Below are 21327 nucleotides of genomic sequence, written 5' to 3' on the forward strand. Positions count from 1 at the left end.
GGTTTTCTTGAGTTGTGTATGAGTTTTGTTCAGAATTTAATCAGAAATTTTTTTACTTTCAAAGGTTTATTTGCTAGCGATATTGCTATAGATCTTGGTACTGCAAATACTTTAGTTTATCAGAAAAGTCAGGGGATAGTGCTTGATGAACCCTCAGTTGTAGCAAGAGTAAAAGAAAAAGGAAGTTACGTTCCTTATGCTTTTGGCAAAAAAGCTAAGATGATGCTCGGAAAAACACCCGGAGAAATAGAAGCGATAAGACCCTTGAAAGACGGAGTTATTGCTGATTTTAAAAGCGCGGAAGAAATGTTAAAATATTTTATACGCAGCGCAAACACAAGATTCACTGTTAATAAGCCTAGTATTATCATATGTGTTCCATCTGGATCTACCCCAGTTGAAAGGCGTGCTATACAAGATGCAGCAGAAAGTGCTGGTGCAAATGAAGTATTCTTAATTGAAGAACCAATGGCTGCAGCAATTGGGGCTGGACTTCCAGTTACCGAACCTGAAGGTTCTATGATTGTTGACATAGGAGGTGGTACAACTGAAGTTGCAATTATTTCTTTAGGTGGAATTGTTTATTCACGTTCTGCCAGAGTAGGTGGTGATGTTATGGATGAGGCAATAAAGTCATACATTCGTGAAAATCATAAGTTATTGATTGGCGAAACAACTGCTGAAAAAATTAAGAAAAACGTCGGTTCAGCCAGTCTGCCAGTTGAAAACAACAAAGAGGGAATGATAATTAAAGGCAGGGATTTAGTGAGTGGTATGCCAAAAGAAATGCTTTTATCAGAATATCAAGTTGCAGAGAGCCTAATAGAGCCTGTACATCAGATAATTTCTGCTATTAGAACTGCACTGGAGAGTACTCCACCCGAACTTTCTTCTGATATAGTTGATAGAGGAATAATTTTATCTGGTGGAGGTGGGTTATTGCGCAACTTGAGTAAAGTTATTAGTGAAACAACAAAATTACCAGTTCGTGTTGCAGATGATCCACTTTGTTGTGTTGCCCTGGGTAGCGGAAAAGTACTTGAAAACATGGACTATTTTGGCCATGTTTTATTCAAGCAAGATTAAATTGTTTTTGAAGGCAGTTTATCGAATTGTTTTGATGGAATTATGTAATATAAATGAGATCCCAGTGTCACGCACCAAGTAATTTAAAGGCAACTTCCAGCAGGAAGGGGTGTCATCCCAGCGCTTGACACTGGAACTTGACTACAAATAAGTATGCTGTTTCGATGAAATTGTGTAATAGAAACTGGATTCCAGTGCTTGACACAGGTTTGTGTTTATAAATTATATGCTAAAAGAATTTGAAATTGAACCTTTATTAAAAGATAAAGCTCCGCATCAAACTAAGGCTATTGTTGCAATGTCCGGGGGAGTTGATAGCTCCGTTGCTGCAGCACTGCTGTATAACCTTGGGTACGAAGTGATAGGTGTGACTCTTCAGCTCTATGGCAGTGATGGTAATGCGAGAAAGGGTGCATGCTGCGCTGGACAGGATATTTATGATGCCAAATACGTGGCTGAAAGTGTTGGCTTTCCCCACTATATTTTAAACTACGAGGAAATATTCAAAAAGGAAGTAATAGAGGATTTTGCAAATACCTATATGCGTGGAGAAACTCCCATACCGTGCGTAAGGTGTAACCAAACAGTAAAATTTCGCGATCTATTGCAAGTTACAAAAAATCTTGGTGCGGATGTGCTCGTAACAGGACATTACGTAAGAAGATTAGAAGAAAATGGTGAGGTAAAATTGTGTAGAAGCATCGATAAAAGTAAAGATCAAAGTTATTTTTTGTTTGCAACTACTGAGGAGCAGTTAAAGCTTTTGCGATTTCCATTAGGTGGGTTCTATAAAAGTGATATAAGAAAATTAGCAAAGTATTTTGGCTTACAAATTTCTGAAAAGCCGGATAGTCAAGATATATGCTTTGTTTCCGAAAGCTATAGTAAAATAATAGCTAAATTAGCTCCACAATCTGTACAGAAAGGTAAAATAGTAGATATTCATGGAAAAGTGCTAGGTGAGCACAGCGGCATAGTAAATTTTACAGTGGGACAGAGAAGAGGCCTCTGCATCGCACACAATGAGCCTCTTTACGTGATAAAAATTAATACAGAAAATAATGAAGTTGTAGTAGGCCCGATCAATGCTCTAATGCAAAAAAAGATATTGGTCAAAGAGTTAAATTGGTTAGAACAACCAAAAGAAGGCATGGAAGTAACTGTGAAGCTTAGGTCATCACATGCAGGAAGCTTAGCGACAATATATTCAACTGACGAAAAGAACAAAGCCTGTGTAATTTTAAACGACGATTACTTTGGCATCAGTCCAGGTCAAGCCTGTGTAGCATATACGGGCGAACAAGTTATAGGTGGAGGTTGGATATGCTCCTAACTTGGTGGTTTAATTTTTTAATGCAGAATGTAAACATACAATAAAATTTATTGCTGTTTTATCCTATATTCTTTATACTATAAAGATAATTATTATATTGTGGACTAGAGGGATGGTTAAAGAAGTTGAAGAGTTAATAAAAATTGTTGGTAAGGGCAATTTACTAGAGGCCGCATTTATTCGTTTGGGCAGTTTTCAACATGCTGACTTACATCATTGCATGGATTGCAGAAATCATATAGGTCTATCCGAATTCATTAATAAAAAAGAACAAGAGCCATTAGATAAATATTTTAACTTAAAATTTAGTCTACAAGGATTGTTTTTAATTTATGTTCAAGCTTATAGAGTTCTTGCAGAAAATGCTCAGTTCAATACTCAAGAAGTAATTGATAAAATATATGCTGCAATTGAAAGTAAAAAAATACCTACTCTTTGTGACACTTCGAAGAAACTGCCAAGGAAAATTGTAGATCAAGTAGAATTGACAGAAGATCAAAAAAAACTAAAGCTTTTTAATATTCTAGCAAATCCGAAAGGTGAAGCTCTATTTAACAATAATGATGACTTTGAGAAACAAGTACTCAATAATGTTAAAAAGTTACTCAAAATAAGCTATGCAAATGAATTTGATAAAGAGTTTAGCTTATGTAAAGAGATAATAAATCATTATTACTCGATTCACAGTATAAAAATAGATAAAGACATAGCATTACTATTTTCTAGTTATGGTATATTTTCTACATGTACTGGAAATGGAGATATTTTATCACTCAATCAATATATTAATGAGAAAGCTAGAGTAATCAACACACCACTGTATTACAGTTACATCTTACAGTTAATAAACGTATTAAGAAAAATTGAGTTACCGTATAGAAATGGATTCACCAAGTATACACTTAATTATAGAGGTATAAGTGAATTGAACGGGACATTTACAGCTGCAAGAGAGCAAGACAGTCAAGATTCTCTATATCCTAAAAATATCAAACGTACTCTAGAGCAACTACTAAAAAACCAAAATAGTGATGCATTTGAACAATTAGTAACAAACCCTGAGAATACGTATTACTAAGTGCCAAAAAGTGAATGCAGACTAAACTCTACTATCAGTAACAAAAAAAACAAAATCATAAAAACACATTTTATAAATTAGCTTTAGGTATGTTTATATTGTCTATTGGATTATATACTGCTGATTATTTCTTTATGGAGCAAAAGTTATTCAACTCAATAACAAATATTTTGCCACAAAATAATCTCATCAATTTCATAGTTGCTACAGTACTTACTATCGTAATAGTATATGCTTTATTTCAACTACTAAAATCACCTCAAGAACCGCCACATTCAACGATCAATGATACAACTATTAACAGTTTTGCAAATGGTCCTATGCAATCATGAATCTCTACTTATGAATGATAAATGTAGCACTTTTAAAGTGTATGCTATATAATATCTTCTCTTGAATAATGAGGTAATCCATGGATTTAAGCAAAGTAACAACAAAACCAGATGAAATAAATGTAGTAATTGAAATAGGCGCAAATGCTGAACCCGTAAAGTATGAATTTAATAAAGAGCTCGAATTATTACAAGTTGACAGATTTTTGTCTACTTCAATGACTTATCCTTGCAATTATGGATTTGTACCAAATACATGTGCAGGTGATGGTGATCCTGTGGATGTTTTGGTGCTCACTCAATTTCCTTTAGCGTCTGGAGTTTTGATATCAGTGCGTCCAGTAGGTGCATTACTTACCAAAGACGAGAAAGGAGAGGATGAAAAAATATTAGCCGTACCTATCTCTAGTGTTGATAGCTATTATGACAATATAAACAACTATTCTGACCTACCTAAAAGCTTACTAGATAAAATAGCTCATTTCTTTTCTCATTATAAAGATTTAGAAAAGGGAAAAACGGTGACAGTTGGAGAATGGGCGGATGTAGAAGAAGCAAAAAAAATCATTGAAAAAAGTAGAAATTAGTTTGCGTTGATTTAGCCTTAAATTACAGTTATTCGGAAAAATATTGTTGTTTTTAATGGGTAAATATTGGTATCCGTTCAGGATAGCGGCAAGGTATAGTATTTCCCAAAGTAAATAATAAAGGTATAATAAAGTATTTGAGTTATAATGGCATATAGTGTGGATTTAAGGGAAAAGGCAGTATTGATGATAGAAAAAGGGAAGGCAAAGGTTGAGATAGCAGAGCTCATGGAGATAGGAATAGCAACGCTGTACCGCTGGTTAAAAAAGAAAGCTGCTGGTGAAAGCCTAAAGCCATCTAAAAACGGTAGCTTTATTTGAAAAATAGACCCAAAAATACTCGAAGAATATGTTACAAAGAATCCAGATCATACTCTGGCAGAGATGAAACAAAATCTTGGATTTGGAATAAATTCAATTTGGTATAGACTAAAACAGCTAAAAATTACTTTAAAAAAAAGTCACACTATATCAAGAGCGCAATCAAGAAGATAGGCAGCAATCTATTGATAAAATCTCAAAAATAGACCATTCCAGCATCTTATACCAATTCCCACTATGTAAAGAACAGATAGACAATAATGGGAAAGAAGTGATACTAGAGTAGATAAAATAGAGAGGTATAAATGGCATTAAGGTCAAAACTGTTAGACGAAAAAGTTGTAAATTTGGCGAAAGAAATGTTAAAAAAGGTCAGAAATAACGCATATGTTTCAAAAAAGTTACAAGCGGTGATAGCAGGAAAAGAAAGTAGTATAAGCGCTGTGGCAAGAATATGTAAAATTTCAAGGACTGCTTTGACTGAATGGATAAAGCATCTAAAATTTGGTAGAGTAGAAAAATTATTTGCTCCACCTCAACGCCGTAGAAAAACTATATTGAACCAAAGTCAACTTGAACGAATTGAGTTGTGGATAGAGGAAAACCCCAATATTACTATTAGAGAAATGAGAATAAGAATCCAAGAAAGATTTGGTTTGAATATCAGAAAATCCGCAATACATCGTAATATGCAAAGAATGAAATTCTCATATATCACACCAAGACCAGTTCATAGTGGACAAGATAAAAACAAGCAAGAGGAGTTTAAAAAAAAACTCAATGAAACTATTGTCATGCATTCTGAAAAAGAGCTATTTTTCTTCGATGAATCACGGTTTGGTACACATTCGAAAGTTGGACATGGGTGGTTTAAAAAAGGCAGTAGGACACAGGTTAAGGTAAAATTAGGTAGGGAAAATTTTTATCTCTATAGTGCAGTTAATCCCAGAAATGGAGAGAATTTTAGCTTATTTGCACCAAACGTCAACACTGATTGTATAAATATATTCCTTGAACAGATGTCGCAATATTTAGGAATACGAAAGGCTTTTCTCTTGATGGATTGCGCTAGTTGGCATAAGTCAAAAAATTTAAAGGCACCTAAAAATATCGAAATTATATACCTACCACCATACTCACCTGAACTCAATCCTGTTGAGAGGTTTTGGTTATATATAAAACAGAACATTTTACGCAATAAAATCTACGATACAATCGTTCTGCTTGAATGCGCTTTGTGTAAATTTATTACCTCTCTTTCCCCTTCCAACGCTAATTCTGGATTAAAAAGAGAATAGAAAAGTCAGGAGAGTAGGGTAAACTCAACAAATAGAAAAAAATAGATGAGGTTACCCATGGAAGATATAACAAAACTGTTTTGTCTGGTCGATGATTTTTGCAGAGATATAGAGAAAAATTTTGCAGATAAACTACTACCAAACGGTAAAAACCCACAAGAGTGCCAGAAATTACACATTCGGAAATTATCACAATAATCCTCCTGTATCAGCAATCTCCCTGTGAAAATTTTAAGGCTTTCTACCTGCATTACCCAACATTGCTCTACAAACAGAGTTTTCGAAGTTGCCTTCATACACTAGGTTTGTTGCTCTAAAGCCCAGGGTTTTGTGGCATTTAGCCATGCTATTACAGTGCCTTTGCGGATGGTCAGAACTTACTGGAATCTCATACATAGATGCAACTCCTATTGCAGTTTGCCATGCAAAAAGAATATCAAGAAATAAGGTTTTTGCTGGAATTGCAAAATTAAGCAAGAGTACATATGGCTGGTTTTTCGGCTTTAAACTACATTTGATAATTAACGAGAAAGGTGAAATTCAAGCTTTTACGCTTACAAGAGGTAATGTTGACGATAGAGAGCCTGTAGCAAACCTAACTAAGAAATTAACCGGTCTTTTGTTTGGTGATAAAGGCTATATTAAAAAAGAGCTTTTCCAAGAGTTGTTTAACCGCGGTTTGAAACTTGTTACCAAGGTGAAAAAGGGGATGAAAAACGCATTAATTTCACTACATGAAAAGATTTTGCTGAGAAAAAGGTCGATCATTGAGACGATTTTTGGCTACCTCAAAAATAGACTTGAAATTGAACATACTCGCCATAGATCTCCCGTTAATTTCTTGGTTCACATCTTTTCTACTCTCATTTCCTATTCCTTGAAATCCAAAAAGCCTTCCATTTCCTATACTTTCTTCCTTCCTTAATCCAGAATTAGCGTTAAAAGCATTAGACAGGCAGTAAAGGTCTTGATATTATAGTAATAATTTGGAAGGGTGGCCGAGCGGCTGAAGGCGGCGGTTTGCTAAACCGTTATACGATTGAAAAGTCGTATCGAGGGTTCGAATCCCTCTCCTTCCGTATATTATTGTTTAGGTATTCATTACAGTAATTTCACCCTCTTTTTTAATTATTAAAAAGTTAGCTAGCGTTTATTCAGTATTTATTATAGAATTAGTTATTAGCTAAATAATTTTATATGCATAAAATACTAATTTTGATATTAATAATGCTGCCGCTTAGGTTACTTGCAACTGAGATTGAAATTGTTGCAGATGTAAATGGTGAGCCAATTTCAAATTTAGATATCGAAAGACGTATAAACTTCATAAATTCATTGCTTGGCACTCAGAAGATTAATCAAAAAGAGGTAAAATCTCAAATTCTAAGACAGTTAATAGACGAAATTATCATTGTCAGCGAAGCACAGAAGATGAATATAGAATTGAGTAACGAGGAGTTAAATAATGCTGTCACGTTATTCTTAACTCAAAGTTTAAAACTTAAGGCTGATGAAGTTGATCAATACGTAAAAAAGCATAATATAGATCTCAATACCCTAAAAAAACAAATAAAGTGTCAGCTGCTGTGGAACAAGATTATTGAAGTAGGAATTGTACCGCTTATCAATATAAGCGATAAAGAAATGGATGACATAAGAAAACAAAAAGAGAAGCCTGATTACCTTACTACGTTTCAGGAATTTGTAATTCCTGATCAAAAAATGGCTGAAGATTTAGTAAAAAAATTACGTAGCAGTAATAATCCAGAATCTTCAATAAAGATGCGCAAAGCAACCGTTAATTTAAGTCAGCTAAAAGGTACTCTAAAGGACGTTTTGGAAAGATTAGAAATCAATGACGTAGCAGGTCCGATTAGTTTAAGCGAAGGTTACTCTATTATAAAAGTCATAGATAAGGTACAGCTCGATCATACACTGCTGGAAAGTATTTTAAAAGTAAAACAAGTTGTAGTTAAAGATTCAGAAAATTTACTCTCTAATTTTAAGGAGCAAAAGGTCAGTTGTCTAAATTTTGACAAATTAGCAGACGATTTCAAATTGCCAAGCGCAAAAGAATTTAAAATAAAAATGCGAGATTTAAATCCTGATTTACAGATTTTATTTAGTAAAACAAGTACGAATGAAATAGTAGAATTAAGAGAAAATAGCACTGCAAAGCTAATGATGTTATGTGATATCAAGAGTAATCCAATGAATATAGAAGCAATCAAACAGGAAATGTATCAACAAAAGATTATTATACAAAGCAACCTGTTATTGGATAATATGCGTAAAAATGCAGCTGTGAGTTATCGATTTAATTGAAGCTAGAGAATATTTTTCGTTTTTTACTCTATAAAAAGTTTATGAAGAATATAATGCTGATTGGTGGCGGAGTTGGAAATGCAGTATTATTTTCGATAGGAAAAGCTTGTCTTGAAAACAATCATAAGGTTTTATATTTCGCTGGCTATAAAAAATTAAGTGATGTATTTAAACGAGCGCTGATAGAACGTGCATCAAACGTGACAATTTGGGCATGTGAAGAAGGATTGATAGAAACAAGCAGAGAACAGGATAAATCCTTTCATGGTAATATAATTGATGCAATAGTTTCTTATCAACGAGAAAAGGTAGATATTAATTTGAACACTATAGATAAAATCATCACTATTGGTTCTGATAAAATGATGAAAGCTATAAATGAAGCTAGAAAAACAATTTTAAAGCCATATCTAAAACCAAAACACATAGCAATATCATCAGTTAACTCTCCTATGCAGTGCATGATGAAAGAAATCTGCGCTCAATGTATTCAGCAACACATAAATAAGGAAACAGGAGAAATAAGTTTTGTTTATAGTTGCAGTAATCAAGACCAGGATATGGAGCTTGTTGACTTTGATTTTTTAAGTGAGCGCTTGAAGCAAAATAGTTTACAAGAAAAGCTCACTGCAAAATGGATAGAACATGTTCAAAGACACTAAACAGCACAAAGAGGAACTAAGGAAGCAATATAGAACCATAAGAAAAGATGTTGATGAAAGTTATTCTAGTTATGCAGCAAATTCTCTTATTAATCTCTTTAACAAAAACTTAAGTTGCGTTAAAGGTAAAACAATAGCAGCTTACATTCCAACAGACGGGGAAATTAATGTTGTGCCTTTGATGCATCATTTACTCGATTTAGATTATAAAGTAGCAGTCCCTAATAAAAACAAGTTATTAAAATTCGAAGAATTGAATAAAGCAGATGAAGATATAATCCCCGATACAATCATTACTCCTGTTATTGCTTTTGATGATCATTTTAATAGGTTAGGTTTTGGCGGTGGTTGGTATGATGAAATGATAAAAAAATTACGGCCACTTGGAAAAATATTTATAGGTGTAGCCTATGAGAAGCAATATTGTAAAAATTTACCTGTGGAAAAACACGATCAAAAATTGGATATTATAATTACTGAGATGTGTGTTAGACTTGAAAGCAGGTTGCTCAAGAAAACGGATAGAAAGGAGTAGCATAGTCTACCTCTTTCTGATAGTATAGCTTTTTCACAATAATCCGAACGTATCGTAATACGCTACTAGCCTACTGTCGACATAAATACATATCTTATCACGTTCGAACTATTATAAGAAAGGCTATAATTGCTTATCTGTTTAGATGCATGCAAATATTGAAACCCGTCTTGTCATCAGAGTAGCTGACACTGGGATCCAACTAATACCAAATTCCATTACTAATCGAACAAATAAGAAACATTACAAACTCGTTTAATAGTAGCACTGGAAATACTGACAATAAAACTACACAGAACATCTTCAAGTAAGCCTATGGTATCGTAGACTCTGTTGCGTAAAGTATTGTGTTTGATATATTGCCACAACCTCTCAACAGGATTCAGTTCTGGTGAATAAGGAGGCGAGTATATAATGGTAATGTTTTTCTGAATTTTCAAACTTTTTGATCTATGCCAGCCTGCACAATCCATTACAAGAAAGGCTTTTTTCGTGCCTAAATCTTTCGACATCTGCTCCAGAAATATATTCATACAATCAGTGTTTACATATGGAGCAAGTAGGCTAATTTTCTTACCACTTCTTGGATTTACCGCACTGTAGATATAGAAATTTTGTCTACCAATTTTCATTTTAACCTGCGTTCTGACCCCTTTTTTAAACCATCCGTGTCCGATTTTTGAATGAGTTCCAAATCGTGATTCATCAAAAAAATACCTCCTTTTCAGGGTGGGAATTGACTATTTTATTGAAGTATTTTTTAAACTCTTCTTGCTTGTTTTTATCTTGTTTATGGTGAATTGGCCTCGGTGTTATATAAGAAAACTTCATCCTTTGTATCTCACGATGCACTGTTGATTTGCTAATGTTTAGGCCAAATTCCTCTGAGATTTTTATTTGCACTTCCTTAATAGTAATATTTGGATTTCTTTCTACCCATATTTCAATTTGCTCACGTTGATTTTTGTTTAATTTGCTTTTTCTTCGCCGCTGAGAAGGGGAAAATAATTTTTCTACTCTACCAAATTTTAGATGCTTTATCCATTCAGTCAAAGCAGTCCTTGAAATTTTACATATTCTTGCCACAGCGCTTATACTACTTTCTTTTCCTGCTATCACCGCTTGTAACTTTTTTGAAACATATGCGTTATTTCTGACCTTTTTTAACATTTCTTTCGCCAAATTTACAACTTTTTCGTCTAACAGTTTTGACCTTAATGCCATTTATACCTCTCTATTTTATCTACTCTAGTATCACTTCTTTCCCATTATTGTCTATCTGTTCTTTACATAGTGGGAATTGGTATAAGATGCTGGAATGGTCTATTTTTGAGATTTTATCAATAAATTGCTGCCTATCTTCTTGATTGCGCTCTTGATATAGTGTGACTTTTTTTTAAAGTAATTTTTAGCTGTTTTAGTCTATACCAAATTGAATTTATTCCAAATCCAAGATTTTGTTTCATCTCTGCCAGAGTATGATCTGGATTCTTTGTAACATATTCTTCGAGTATTTTTGGGTCTATTTTTCGAATAAAGCTACCGTTTTTAGATGGCTTTAGGCTTTCACCAGCAGCTTTCTTTTTTAACCAGCGGTACAGCGTTGCTATTCCTATCTCCATGAGCTCTGCTATCTCAACCTTTGTCTTCCCTTTTTCTATCATCAATACTGCCTTTTCCCTTAAATCCACACTATATGCCATTATAACTCAAATACTTTATTATACCTTTATCATTTACTTTAGGAAAAACTATAGCTAATAATTTCTCACTAATTTGTGGATAAAGTTTAGAAACGTACTTCTCATAGCATTTATCTAGGCATTCTTGGTCTGTCCGTTTTGTTTTGTAGTAATGGCATTTCTGCTTACATTGATTATATCTAAATTCAATCCCTTTCTCTTTGTTTGATGCTTGTTGTTCCATAATATTCTTCAATTTAAATAATATTAATATTAGCATATAAATATGAACATTATGTCAATATCATTACTTTTTAGGTATACATGGCAAATTTATGCCTGGAAACAGTTTTTCCTACACTTTCTTTATAAAAATCACAGGCGCCTGTGATTAGCTAAAGTAAAGGTCAAGTATCTGGAATTCTGGACATAAAATCCTCCTGTATAAAAAGATTTGGTAGCGCACATACGACAGAAATGAAGTATGTGTGTGCACCTACATACACTGAAAAAGATACGCTACGTTTTTTATTGAAAAGTTAATTGAAAATCTGCAGACAAAGATAAATTTTTGAGCTCTTAAAAATATCTCTAACTGTAATTATAATTAGATTGAAAGTATGCGGAAGTAATTTTAATGAAATTTTACAAACACTAACAACCAAGTACTTTAATAAGGCAAAAAGCTTATCTAAGAGAGTAGGCCTTGCAATTGTATCAATAGTGGTGGGATTGGTAGGACTCGAACCTACGACCAATTCGTTATGAGCGAACTGCTCTAACCGACTGAGCTACAATCCCTTTTACCAACACCTATAATACACACAAAAGGAAATTTGTCTACTCGCTTATTTCACTATCAACCCAACTGTGTAAATCATTTATTGCGCCAATTTTGCGTGCAATTTCCTTACCATCTTGAAATATGATTAAAGTAGGTATAGATTGAACTCCATACTTACTTGGCACCTCAGTTTCTCCATCTATGTCGAACTTGCAGATCTTGATCTTGCCTTTTCTATCCTCAGCCAATTGCTCGATACGTGGCATCAGACTTTTGCATGGTCCACACCATTCTGCCCAAAAATCTACCAGCACAAATCCTTTGTGGTCAGCAACTTCAGATTCGAAATTTTGATCATTTACCGCTTTAATATCATCACTCATAAAATACCTAAATTTTTATAAATATAGCGTATCAATTAACAGCTGATCAACTAAATTTTTCTGGATTCAAGTGAAGTGATTACACATGATGATTAAAGATATCTACACTCCCCCAACCCATTGAATCTAGCTCAATACGAGTAGAAAGAAATTCAAAGCACTTTTCGGCTAATTCTTTTCTATTTTCACGTTCTAGCATTAAATCTAGCTTTTCCTTTATTTTATGGAGATATAAAACATCAGATGCAGCATAACTTTTTTGCTTGTCTGTTAAATTTTCATTTCCCCAATCAGAAGATTGTTGTTGCTTATTTAATTTTATATCAAGTAGTTCTAAGCACAACTCTTTTAAGCTATGATTATCTGTATAGGTGCGAACTAAACGTGAGGCTATTTTCGTGCAATAGCAAGGCAGTGCCCAAGTTTGCAGGTAGTAATGTATTATACTCACATCAAATCGTGCAAAGTGAAATATTTTGGTTATATTTTTATCCTCTAATATTTTTCTCAAATTTGGAGCTGTATAATCGTTTTTGAATTGAACTAAGTGAGCGTTGCCATCATTGAAAGAGAGCTGAACAAGGCATAATCTATCTCTGCTATGCAGTAGCCCCATTGCCTCTGTATCAACAGCTATAGATTTTATATCATTCGGTATTGCACTGGCTGGCAGGTCGTCCTTATATATAAATATTCTCATAAATTTAATATATTTTATGACACATACAATAATCAAAAATGAGTTTTAAGTATACGAAAAGATCATAGAAAATTGGCTCTCATGATTTTCATGCATGTAGGGTTTACAAATTGTAATATGTACCTATAATTAGAAGTAGAATCTAAGCAGAATTTAACTGCGGGAGTAGCTCAGTTGGTAGAGCGCAACCTTGCCAAGGTTGAGGTCGAGGGTTCGAACCCCTTCTCCCGCTCTTTGAGTTTTAATCACACTTAATCATAAAAAAATTAATTGATTTATCTAAGAAATTTAGCTATACTAGAAAAGTTTTTTAGAAATTTATATTTAAGGAGATTATATGAATGATGATACTAAAAAAATATTACTTGCTTTAGGTGTAGCTACAACAATAGGAGCACTTACAGGCTTAGTGCTCAGTTTTACAGCTCTGTCACCTTTGGTGATGGGTGGAATTGTTGCTTCTGTTCTGCCAGCCTTATTTACATGCATAATGATTTATAATAAAAATTTTTCCAAAAAAAGTTTTTTTATTAGTGCTTGTTTTTGTGCTGCAAGCTTTGCAATTGGAGTTGGTCTTGCCGCAGCTACAATGGCTATTTTTCCTGGTGCAACGCTTGGAATGGGATCGGCAGCTTTAGCAGGTGCGGTGATAGCACCCATAGCAGTAATCGCAGGGTTATTTGTAACAGTTCGTGTTATTGAACCAATAGCTAAAAAAGTGAATGATTATATTATATCACCTATAGTTGAAAAAGTTGGAAAATGTTTTTCTTCAAAAGAGGAAGAAAACGGGCTAGTTAAAGAATAATTAAAAAAAGTTGTTTGACGTTAACGTTTAGTTTTCTTTATAACTTCCTTTGTGAAAGAAGAAAAATGCTTATTTGTAACGATAGCTGGTTTGCCAAATGCTGGAAAGTCAACGCTAATTAACAGCATCGTAGGCAAGAAAATTGCAATTGTCACCCCTAAAGTGCAGACAACAAGGACACAGGTAAGGGGTGTTGCTATATGCAACAATGCGCAAATTGTTTTTACTGACTCTCCGGGAGTGTTTTCAGCAGAAACAAATCTTGAAAAAGCTTTGGTCAAATCTGCATGGGAAGCAGTTAAGGATAGTGACATTACTTTATTGCTTGTTGATGTAAACAATTACCTAAAAAATATAGAAAGAATAAAAACGATATTTGCACGATTGGAGCGCACAAAAGGCAGATGCATTTTGGTTATCAATAAAACTGATTTAGTAAAGAAATCAGAGCTCAAGATGGCACATGAGCACCTAAATTTGCTTTATAAGTTTGAAAAAATTTTTACGATCTCGGCACTGAAGAATGATGGACTTTCTGATCTGACTAGTTACTTGTCTAAAATTGCACCGATAGGCCCTTGGTTTTATGAAAAAGATCAAATAACTGATTCCTCAGCTGATTTTTTATCAGCGGAAATTACGAGAGAAAAGTTATTCTTGAACCTACGTGAAGAATTGCCATACTCTACAGCTGTTATAACTGAACAACTTGAGGAAAAAAAAGATAAGAGTTTAGTCATAAAACAAATCATATTTGTATTGAAAGATAATCATAAGAAAATAGTGCTAGGAAAAGACGGCAGTAGCATAAAAAAAATTAATATTGAGGCACGTACAGAATTGGAAAAGTTATTTGAGTGTAAAGTTCATCTCTTTTTGTTCGTAAAAGTGCGACCTTGGACTGATCGCCCTGAGGAATATATAAGTAATGCTTAATTCTTTGTTAGTATTTGATATTGAAACTATACCAGATGTAAATTCCTGCAAGAATTTACTAAATATTAGTGATGATAGCAGTGCAGAAGAAAAGAGGAACGCATTAACAAAATATCATCTTGAAATAACAAACGGGCAAAACTCTTTTCTGCGTCAGCCCTTCCACCTTGTTGTAGTCATTAGTTTTTTACTTTGTAATATAACACGCCAGAGCGGTTATGAAATGTTCACACTACAAGAAATAAGATCTGGAGGCACAGTAAACTCCAATGAAAAAGAGCTAGTAAAGGGATTTTTTAACTACACATCAGAGAAAAAGCCAAGACTAGTTTCGTTCAATGGACGCACTTTTGATATACCGGTACTGAAGTACCGTGCTATGGTTCATGGCATTCAAGCAGAATATTTTCACAAAGCTGGCGATAAGTGGAATAGTTACAATCAGAGGTACAGTAGTGATTGGCATTGTGATTTGCTTGAATCTCTCTCTGATTTTGGAGCTTCTGCAAGAATGAAGATGAACGAAGTTTGCGCAGCATTTAATCTTCCCGGTAAGATTGGAGTTGATGGTTCACAAGTTATGGACTTATATGATAGTGGCAAAATACAAGAGATTCGCGATTATTGTGAAACAGATGTGATTAACACTTATTTGATTTATTTGAGGTTTATGCATCATCAAGGAAGAATTACTACAGAAAGCTATAATAAGAGCATAGAAGAACTGCTTTTAGAATGCGAAAAAAAAGAACACCTAAAGAAATTTAAAGAAGAATGGAAAATAACTTCTGGTGAAAATTTTTATATTGAATTTAAGTGAATAGATGCTACAGAGCAATCTAATGATTGCTCTGTATAGTAGTTATAAACTCCTTGAAACGCTAATTCTGGATTAAAAAGAGAATAGAAAAGTCAGGAGAGTAGAGTAACCTCATCTATTTTTTCTATTTGTTGAGTTTACTCTACTCTCCTGACTTTTCTATTCTCTTTTTAATCCAGAATTAGCGTTTCAGGTACTGATATTCTCAATTGTGCACCTACATGAGCATAACCACAAATACCAGGTGATACCGCTGGTACTGGGTCTTGTCTATGTTGAGTTACTCTAATGGTTTTTTCTTGAAGAACATCATTATAAAATTCACTAGCAGTAAGATCAAAAACTCGTGGATCACCAAAAGTTGCAACATGAACATCTTCAGCTCCTTCTGTTTTATTGAGGCATAAAGCAGCTATCTTAGAAATAGCTCCTCCCATACTGTGACCTGTGAGATTAATTTTAAAATCCTTGATTTCTGATCCCTGTTTTTCAGCATGAGATTTCAAAATGCCATACAGACTAGGCAATGAATCCATAAATGAATTATAGAAACCACAATGAATTCTTCCACCTTCAGGTAAAAATTCCGAAGTAGCAAAAAGTACATTTATATCAGTAATTCCATCATTAAAACTCTGGCTCAGACGAGTACCATGGTAGGCTATTGTTATTTTCTTTACCTTTTATAAAAACGTGACCAGCATCTTTTTCAAAGCTATTACCAAATGGAATAATTTCATAACCTTCGCTGATGAGTTCAGCTCTAGTTTTATACATTTTTTCAGTAGATGGAACAATTTCAAAATCTTCTACAATTTCAAATTCAGTTTTGTATACTCTTTGAGCTAGGTTGTTATACCAGTTCCCACTATGTAAAGAACAGATAGACAATAATGGGAAAGAAGTGATACTAGAGTAGATAAAATAGAGAGGTATAAATGGCATTAAGGTCAAAACTGTTAGACGAAAAAGTTGTAAATTTGGCGAAAGAAATGTTAAAAAAGGTCAGAAATAACGCATGTGTTTCAAAAAAGTTACAAGCGGTGATAGCAGGAAAAGAAAGTAGTATAAGCGCTGTGGCAAGAATATGTAAAATTTCAAGGACTGCTTTGACTGAATGGATAAAGCATCTAAAATTTGGTAGAGTAGAAAAATTATTTTCCCCTTCTCAGCGGCGAAGAAAAAGCAAATTAAACAAAAATCAACGTGAGCAAATTGAAATATGGGTAGAAAGAAATCCAAATATTACTATTAAGGAAGTGCAAATAAAAATCTCAGAGGAATTTGGCCTAAACATTAGCAAATCAACAGTGCATCGTGAGATACAAAGGATGAAGTTTTCTTATATAACACCGAGGCCAATTCACCGTAAACAAGATAAAAACAAGCAAGAAGAGTTTAAAAAATACTTCAATAAAATAGTCAATTCCCACCCTGAAAAGGAGGTATTTTTTTGATGAATCACGATTTGGAACTCATTCAAAATCGGACACGGATGGTTTAAAAAAGGGGTCAGAACGCAGGTTAAATGAAAATTGGTAGACAAAATTTCTATATCTACAGTGCGGTAAATCCAAGAAGTGGTAAGAAAATTAGCCTACTTGCTCCATATGTAAACACTGATTGTATGAATATATTTCTGGAGCAGATGTCGAAAGATTTAGGCACGAAAAAAGCCTTTCTTGTAATGGATTGTGCAGGCTGGCATAGATCAAAAAGTTTGAAAATTCAGAAAAACATTACCATTATATACTTGCCTCCTTATTCACCAGAACTGAATCCTGTTGAGAGGTTGTGGCAATATATCAAACACAATACTTTACGCAACAGAGTCTACGATACCATAGGCTTACTTGAAGATGTTCTGTGTAATTTTATTGTCAGTATTTCCAGTGCTACTATTAAACGAGTTTGTAATGTTTCTTATTTGTTCGATTAGTAATGGAATTTGGTATTACATCTTTTTTTACTTAATTTACCATCATCATCGCCATAGCTTATCTTGCAGAAATTACCCATTTCTAATAATTTCTCTCTATCAAATCCTGCAATTTTTACAATACTTTCATCTATTTTATAGTCAGAAGGTAAAGAACATGGCTCATTTGGATCAGCACGATTTATAAATTCATAATCTTCAATGATCTCAAATTCATCGTCATATTCTTTGATCTCGTATTTGCCATCATCTACTGAAATAGAGTCTGGCTGTTCAGTATTACCTGGCTCTGAGCCTGTAGCAGCACCTGTAGTGCTAAACCAATTGCGTAAAAAACTAAAATCCATAAGTACCCTAATCTACCAACTATAATACAAATTAATATTATTGTCAACAATTTATATTAATAATTTAATCTTTTTATGCTTTTACTTTGAGTAAATTTTACTTCCATAGAATAAGTATAGGGTTATAATACACTAACAAGCAAACCTCTGTACTAAATTTTGGTTAATATAAACGTTGAGCGTATTAAGAAAGTTGCTTTTAAAGTGTTGCATTTTGCTTTTATTTTCGCTATAAGGTTGCTTTAAGTTGGATTTTCAACACCTTTATGCTATTTATGTTATGATTTTAAAATTTTTTGGGGGCACTTCATGAAAAAATCTATTTATACTAGAACTGCTCTAGCTTCTCTATTGACTTTATGTTCTTTCAGTGGCTTTGCTGCTGACTTTTCTGACGAGAGTATGAAGGAAGTAAAAAAGCAAGAGAGTAACGAGTCAATCAAAACTTCTGGAAAGATGGAAGTGATGAAGACGTCAAATAAGAAACTAAAAGAAAAAATGGACAGGATATGTAATGCTGATCCAAGAAAAAAAGCCGAGGAGCTTAAGAAAAAAGAAGAACTAAGATTAGCAGCTGAGCAGAAGAAAAAAGAGGAGTTAAAATTAGCAGCTGAACAAAAGAAGAAAAAAGAAGAGTTAAAATTAGTAGCAAAACAAAAGAAAAAAGATGAAATTAGGCTAGCAAAAGAGAAAAAAGCAAAGCTTATAGAGGATTCAAAGGCGAAAGCTCTAAGCACTAAAAATTCTAATGTAGAAAAGTCAAAAATTAAAGGTTCTAAAACTAAGAATGCTAAAATTGAAGCTAAAGATATAAAAAAGGATGTAAAAGTTGTTAACAGCAATAAAGAGGAAAAAGGTAAGGCAAGTCCTGTTGTTTCAGTTGGTGGGGTTGATATTATCAATACCAATCAAGGGGATAGTTTAAGAATAACTTTCGGTGGTGTTGTTGATTCTCAAGGTTATGGTAACCATGGGCTAAGTGGCTATAACCATTATAATGTTATGCCAGGTAAATCTACAGATTATTTTAACAATACTCCAGATAGTATAAAAGGAGCAAATCCAATATTTCCTAAAGGGATAGGGAATATTGGTGATTACAGTGAAAACATGGGCATGATTTCAGATGCAATATTGCACTTAAGAGCTGAAAATAAAAATGAGGATATTGGTCTTCGTTATGGTGCCGATGTACAATTCCATGTTCCAGTTACTGAAGGTAAAGGAGCTTCACAAGGCGTGAATGCTGCAAGAGGTAGAAGTGCACATGTGTTTTTGAATTCAAAATATGGTAATCTGAAACTTGGCTATCAGTTTGGTCCTGAGTCTCTGATGAGACTGGATGCAACAAGAATTGCAACTGTTGATGGAGCTGCAGATAGTGACTGGTTCAGAAAAGTAAACTTAGAAGGAAGTGCTGCAAACTTTCCATTTTACGTAACACCACGTCTTTACACTGAAAGCTTCTCGAGCGAGAGCGAAAAACTCTCCTTCCGTATGGCAGGAAAGTATAACAAAGAGGTTATGACCACATTGCCGTTTAGAGCTGCTTACTACTCACCAAATTATATGGGTGCAAGATTTGGTCTTAGCTACTCACCTCGCTACGATAGTGGTTTATCCGTTGTAAGAGAAATAGCTCCAGATTTCCTCAAAGATTCAAGTAATAAGGTAACAGGGGTAAGGAATGAGGAAACGTTAAGACATGTTGGACCAAATTACCAGCATATAATAAGTGCTGGTGCGTCATATGAATATGACTTTAGCAAACATAATATAAAAGTTAAAACTTCCGTAGTTGGTGAGTTTGGCTTGGCAAAAGAGCCAAGTAAAGATAAGCACCTTTATAATGAGTTCATAGAATACAATGACCTAGCAGGTATGAATTTAGGTGCAAGCGCTGATTATAAGATTGATGAAGATCAAAGTGTAAAATTTGCTGCCTCTTTTGCATACTTAGGCAAGTCAGGGCAACCTAAGGGTATTAAAACGCTGATAAAAGGTACTGGTACTAACCCTGATGAGTATAAATCTCTTCCTGATACTGATAAGAGAGTAATAGGGCTGAAAGCTCAGTTTGATGGGGATGATAAAAACACTATGTATTGGACTGCAGGTGCTGGTTATCAATATGATAACATCTACACAAGCTTGACATACTTTGGTAGCAGAATGAGCGACAAAGATATGCTTCATGATGTTGCACTTGGTGTTCAGTATGATCTATCTTCTTGCAATAAGAGCAAATTTGTTCCTTATGCAGCCTTACATTATTTTATGACTGATGAAAAAGATGCACTGAAAGATAAAAATAATACTGATGTACCTTCTAACAAAGGAGTTCTTCTTCTCACTGGTGTGAAGTTTTCTTTCTAGTTATTTAACAACACAACACACACCACAGTTTGAATGTGGTGTGTGTTTTCTCTGTTTAGTGTCCTATAAACATTTATTTTAATTTACATAACAAGTAATGTCATCCCAGTGTCACTACTCGAATGACACCACTTACTACGCAAATTGCCTACAATGTTCGTACAGTTATGCATCGCGTGCTGGTATGACCATCATAAAGATCAGTGTCAGCTACTTTAATGACGCCCTATGGTTACCGGAATGACACCTTATTAGCTACTTATACCAATTCTCATTATTAATGAACCAAATAAGAAGCATAGCAGAGTTGTTTAACCGTGGAAGGGGAAAGAGAGGTAATAAATTTACACAAAGCGCATTCAAGCAGAACAATTGTATCGTAGATTTTATTGCGTAAAATGTTCTGTTTTATATATAACCAAAACCTCTCAACAGGATTGAGTTCAGGTGAGTATGGTGGTAGGTATATAATTTCGATATTTTTAGGTGCCTTTAAATTTTTTGACTTATGCCAACTAGCGCAATCCATCAAGAGAAAAGCCTTTCGTATTCCTAAATATTGCGACATCTGTTCAAGGAATATATTTATACAATCAGTGTTGACGTTTGGTGCAAATAAGCTAAAATTCTCTCCATTTCTGGGATTAACTGCACTATAGAGATAAAAATTTTCCCTACCTAATTTTACCTTAACCTGTGTCCTACTGCCTTTTTTAAACCACCCATGTCCAACTTTTGAATGTGTACCAAACCGTGATTCATCGAAGAAAAATAGCTCTTTTTCAGAATGCATGACAATAGTTTCATTGAGGTTTTTTTTTAACTCCTCTTGCTTGTTTTTATCTTGTCCACTATGAACTGGTCTTGGTGTGATATATGAGAATTTCATTCTTTGCATATTACGATGTATTGCGGATTTGCTGATATTCAAACCAAATCTTTCTTGGATTCTTATTCTCATTTCTCTAATAACGCTAATTCTGGATTAAAAAGAG

General features: G+C 34.0%; 20 protein-coding genes, 3 tRNA genes and 4 pseudogenes. 17 read left to right on the forward strand and 10 right to left on the reverse strand.

The features are described from left to right. Positions 1 to 18 precede the first annotated feature (18 nt). The 11 genes and pseudogenes from O1Q06_RS06030 (at position 19) to O1Q06_RS06080 (ending at position 9557) form a co-directional block, all read left to right on the forward strand. Entirely contained in the window at positions 19 to 1086 is a 1068-nt protein-coding gene (locus tag O1Q06_RS06030) for a rod shape-determining protein (protein WP_410542406.1), read from the forward strand. Between the two features lie 226 nt (positions 1087 to 1312). Further along, entirely contained in the window at positions 1313 to 2419 is a 1107-nt protein-coding gene (gene mnmA, locus O1Q06_RS06035) for a tRNA 2-thiouridine(34) synthase MnmA (protein WP_410543164.1), read from the forward strand. Between the two features lie 112 nt (positions 2420 to 2531). Next, positions 2532 to 3497, forward strand: a complete 966-nt coding sequence (locus tag O1Q06_RS06040; protein WP_410542407.1) for a hypothetical protein — start codon at positions 2532 to 2534, stop codon at positions 3495 to 3497. 412 nt (positions 3498 to 3909) lie between these two features. Further along, positions 3910 to 4416 (forward strand): inorganic diphosphatase, encoded by a 507-nt coding sequence (ppa, locus tag O1Q06_RS06045; protein WP_410542408.1) that lies wholly within the window; start codon positions 3910 to 3912, stop codon positions 4414 to 4416. A gap of 147 nt (positions 4417 to 4563) precedes the next feature. Next, positions 4564 to 4911 (forward strand): annotated as a pseudogene (locus O1Q06_RS06050) (IS630 transposase-related protein). Positions 4912 to 5042: 131 nt separating this feature from the next. Beyond that, entirely contained in the window at positions 5043 to 6035 is a 993-nt protein-coding gene (locus O1Q06_RS06055) for an IS630 family transposase (RefSeq protein WP_410542409.1), read from the forward strand. A 57-nt stretch (positions 6036 to 6092) separates the two neighbouring features. Further along, positions 6093 to 6960: pseudogene (locus O1Q06_RS06060) on the forward strand (IS982 family transposase). A 63-nt stretch (positions 6961 to 7023) separates the two neighbouring features. Next, positions 7024 to 7114, forward strand: a tRNA-Ser gene (locus tag O1Q06_RS06065). Positions 7115 to 7232: 118 nt separating this feature from the next. Next, a complete protein-coding gene (locus O1Q06_RS06070) occupies positions 7233 to 8360 on the forward strand; it encodes a SurA N-terminal domain-containing protein (RefSeq protein ID WP_410542410.1) in 1128 nt (375 codons plus the stop codon). Between the two features lie 41 nt (positions 8361 to 8401). Beyond that, positions 8402 to 9022 carry an oxidoreductase gene (locus tag O1Q06_RS06075; protein WP_135353046.1) on the forward strand — a complete coding sequence of 207 codons (621 nt, stop codon included), beginning with the start codon at positions 8402 to 8404 and terminating at the stop codon, positions 9020 to 9022. Next, a complete protein-coding gene (locus tag O1Q06_RS06080; protein WP_410542411.1) occupies positions 9006 to 9557 on the forward strand; it encodes a 5-formyltetrahydrofolate cyclo-ligase in 552 nt (183 codons plus the stop codon). Before O1Q06_RS06075 ends, O1Q06_RS06080 begins: the two co-directional genes overlap by 17 nt. A 221-nt stretch (positions 9558 to 9778) precedes the next feature. Here O1Q06_RS06080 and O1Q06_RS06085 read toward each other — a convergent pair. The 6 genes from O1Q06_RS06085 to O1Q06_RS06110 all read right to left on the reverse strand — a co-directional run bounded on the left by O1Q06_RS06085 (position 9779) and on the right by O1Q06_RS06110 (position 13106). Next, positions 9779 to 10781 (reverse strand): IS630-like element ISWpi10 family transposase gene (locus O1Q06_RS06085; RefSeq protein ID WP_410542412.1). Its coding sequence is split into 2 segments (ribosomal slippage): positions 9779 to 10270 and positions 10272 to 10781, totalling 1002 coding nucleotides; the frame shifts between segments, so codons are not numbered across the junction. Between the two features lie 131 nt (positions 10782 to 10912). Next, a complete protein-coding gene (locus O1Q06_RS06090) occupies positions 10913 to 11260 on the reverse strand; it encodes a transposase (protein WP_264336399.1) in 348 nt (115 codons plus the stop codon). After that, a complete protein-coding gene (locus tag O1Q06_RS06095; protein WP_410542413.1) occupies positions 11250 to 11483 on the reverse strand; it encodes a hypothetical protein in 234 nt (77 codons plus the stop codon). Before O1Q06_RS06095 ends, O1Q06_RS06090 begins: the two co-directional genes overlap by 11 nt. Positions 11484 to 11963: 480 nt before the next feature. Continuing rightward, positions 11964 to 12040, reverse strand: a tRNA-Ile gene (locus O1Q06_RS06100). 39 nt (positions 12041 to 12079) lie between these two features. Then, positions 12080 to 12406: a thioredoxin gene (gene trxA / locus O1Q06_RS06105; RefSeq protein ID WP_410542414.1), complete on the reverse strand. Its 327-nt coding sequence runs from the start codon at positions 12404 to 12406 to the stop codon at positions 12080 to 12082. Positions 12407 to 12485: 79 nt separating this feature from the next. Continuing rightward, positions 12486 to 13106 carry a ribonuclease D gene (locus O1Q06_RS06110; RefSeq protein WP_410542415.1) on the reverse strand — a complete coding sequence of 207 codons (621 nt, stop codon included), beginning with the start codon at positions 13104 to 13106 and terminating at the stop codon, positions 12486 to 12488. Between the two features lie 159 nt (positions 13107 to 13265). Here O1Q06_RS06110 and O1Q06_RS06115 point away from each other — a divergent pair. From O1Q06_RS06115 to O1Q06_RS06130, 4 genes are all read left to right on the forward strand, one after another. Further along, positions 13266 to 13338, forward strand: a tRNA-Gly gene (locus O1Q06_RS06115). A gap of 105 nt (positions 13339 to 13443) precedes the next feature. Next, on the forward strand, positions 13444 to 13914 hold the full coding sequence (locus tag O1Q06_RS06120) for a hypothetical protein (RefSeq protein WP_410542416.1): 471 nt from the start codon (positions 13444 to 13446) through the stop codon (positions 13912 to 13914). A gap of 51 nt (positions 13915 to 13965) precedes the next feature. After that, positions 13966 to 14850 carry a GTPase Era gene (gene era / locus O1Q06_RS06125; protein WP_410542417.1) on the forward strand — a complete coding sequence of 295 codons (885 nt, stop codon included), beginning with the start codon at positions 13966 to 13968 and terminating at the stop codon, positions 14848 to 14850. After that, positions 14843 to 15670 (forward strand): 3'-5' exonuclease, encoded by an 828-nt coding sequence (locus tag O1Q06_RS06130; protein WP_410542418.1) that lies wholly within the window; start codon positions 14843 to 14845, stop codon positions 15668 to 15670. Before era ends, O1Q06_RS06130 begins: the two co-directional genes overlap by 8 nt. Positions 15671 to 15840: 170 nt before the next feature. Here the strand turns inward: O1Q06_RS06130 and O1Q06_RS06135 are convergent, their stop codons facing one another. Further along, positions 15841 to 16341, reverse strand: a complete 501-nt coding sequence (locus O1Q06_RS06135) for a lipase family protein (protein WP_410543165.1) — start codon at positions 16339 to 16341, stop codon at positions 15841 to 15843. Then, positions 16298 to 16615 carry a hypothetical protein gene (locus O1Q06_RS06140; protein ID WP_410542419.1) on the reverse strand — a complete coding sequence of 106 codons (318 nt, stop codon included), beginning with the start codon at positions 16613 to 16615 and terminating at the stop codon, positions 16298 to 16300. The genes O1Q06_RS06135 and O1Q06_RS06140 overlap by 44 nt, the downstream gene beginning before the upstream one ends. Between O1Q06_RS06140 and O1Q06_RS06145 the strand changes: the two are divergent. Continuing rightward, positions 16609 to 17609, forward strand: a pseudogene (locus O1Q06_RS06145) (IS630-like element ISWpi10 family transposase). The gene O1Q06_RS06140 and the pseudogene O1Q06_RS06145 sit on opposite strands and share 7 nt — an antisense overlap. On the opposite strand, the gene O1Q06_RS06150 reads toward O1Q06_RS06145, so the two are convergent. Continuing rightward, on the reverse strand, positions 17606 to 17956 hold the full coding sequence (locus tag O1Q06_RS06150) for a hypothetical protein (protein ID WP_410542420.1): 351 nt from the start codon (positions 17954 to 17956) through the stop codon (positions 17606 to 17608). The pseudogene O1Q06_RS06145 and the gene O1Q06_RS06150 sit on opposite strands and share 4 nt — an antisense overlap. A gap of 309 nt (positions 17957 to 18265) precedes the next feature. Here O1Q06_RS06150 and O1Q06_RS06155 point away from each other — a divergent pair, with 309 nt between their 5' ends. After that, positions 18266 to 20332, forward strand: a complete 2067-nt coding sequence (locus tag O1Q06_RS06155) for a porin (protein WP_410542421.1) — start codon at positions 18266 to 18268, stop codon at positions 20330 to 20332. A gap of 277 nt (positions 20333 to 20609) precedes the next feature. Here O1Q06_RS06155 and O1Q06_RS06160 read toward each other — a convergent pair. Next, positions 20610 to 21302 (reverse strand): annotated as a pseudogene (locus O1Q06_RS06160) (IS630 family transposase); the annotation flags it as partial. Positions 21303 to 21327: the final 25 nt, after the last annotated feature.

This window comes from Wolbachia endosymbiont of Tetranychus urticae (genome assembly GCF_046529255.1).
Classification (GTDB): Bacteria; Pseudomonadota; Alphaproteobacteria; order Rickettsiales; family Anaplasmataceae; genus Wolbachia.

Coding starts and splice junctions, on each gene's coding strand:
- mnmA (WP_410543164.1), top strand. CDS start 1,313: ATGCTAAAAGAATTTGAAATTGAACCTTTATTAAAAGATAAAGCTCCG.
- O1Q06_RS06120 (WP_410542416.1), top strand. CDS start 13,444: ATGAATGATGATACTAAAAAAATATTACTTGCTTTAGGTGTAGCTACA.
- O1Q06_RS06095 (WP_410542413.1), bottom strand. CDS start 11,483: ATGGAACAACAAGCATCAAACAAAGAGAAAGGGATTGAATTTAGATAT.
- O1Q06_RS06055 (WP_410542409.1), top strand. CDS start 5,043: ATGGCATTAAGGTCAAAACTGTTAGACGAAAAAGTTGTAAATTTGGCG.
- O1Q06_RS06090 (WP_264336399.1), bottom strand. CDS start 11,260: ATGGCATATAGTGTGGATTTAAGGGAAAAGGCAGTATTGATGATAGAA.
- O1Q06_RS06110 (WP_410542415.1), bottom strand. CDS start 13,106: ATGAGAATATTTATATATAAGGACGACCTGCCAGCCAGTGCAATACCG.
- ppa (WP_410542408.1), top strand. CDS start 3,910: ATGGATTTAAGCAAAGTAACAACAAAACCAGATGAAATAAATGTAGTA.
- O1Q06_RS06080 (WP_410542411.1), top strand. CDS start 9,006: ATGTTCAAAGACACTAAACAGCACAAAGAGGAACTAAGGAAGCAATAT.
- O1Q06_RS06155 (WP_410542421.1), top strand. CDS start 18,266: ATGAAAAAATCTATTTATACTAGAACTGCTCTAGCTTCTCTATTGACT.
- O1Q06_RS06070 (WP_410542410.1), top strand. CDS start 7,233: ATGCATAAAATACTAATTTTGATATTAATAATGCTGCCGCTTAGGTTA.
- O1Q06_RS06075 (WP_135353046.1), top strand. CDS start 8,402: ATGAAGAATATAATGCTGATTGGTGGCGGAGTTGGAAATGCAGTATTA.
- O1Q06_RS06040 (WP_410542407.1), top strand. CDS start 2,532: ATGGTTAAAGAAGTTGAAGAGTTAATAAAAATTGTTGGTAAGGGCAAT.
- O1Q06_RS06140 (WP_410542419.1), bottom strand. CDS start 16,615: ATGCCATTTATACCTCTCTATTTTATCTACTCTAGTATCACTTCTTTC.
- O1Q06_RS06030 (WP_410542406.1), top strand. CDS start 19: ATGAGTTTTGTTCAGAATTTAATCAGAAATTTTTTTACTTTCAAAGGT.
- O1Q06_RS06130 (WP_410542418.1), top strand. CDS start 14,843: ATGCTTAATTCTTTGTTAGTATTTGATATTGAAACTATACCAGATGTA.
- O1Q06_RS06150 (WP_410542420.1), bottom strand. CDS start 17,956: ATGGATTTTAGTTTTTTACGCAATTGGTTTAGCACTACAGGTGCTGCT.
- trxA (WP_410542414.1), bottom strand. CDS start 12,406: ATGAGTGATGATATTAAAGCGGTAAATGATCAAAATTTCGAATCTGAA.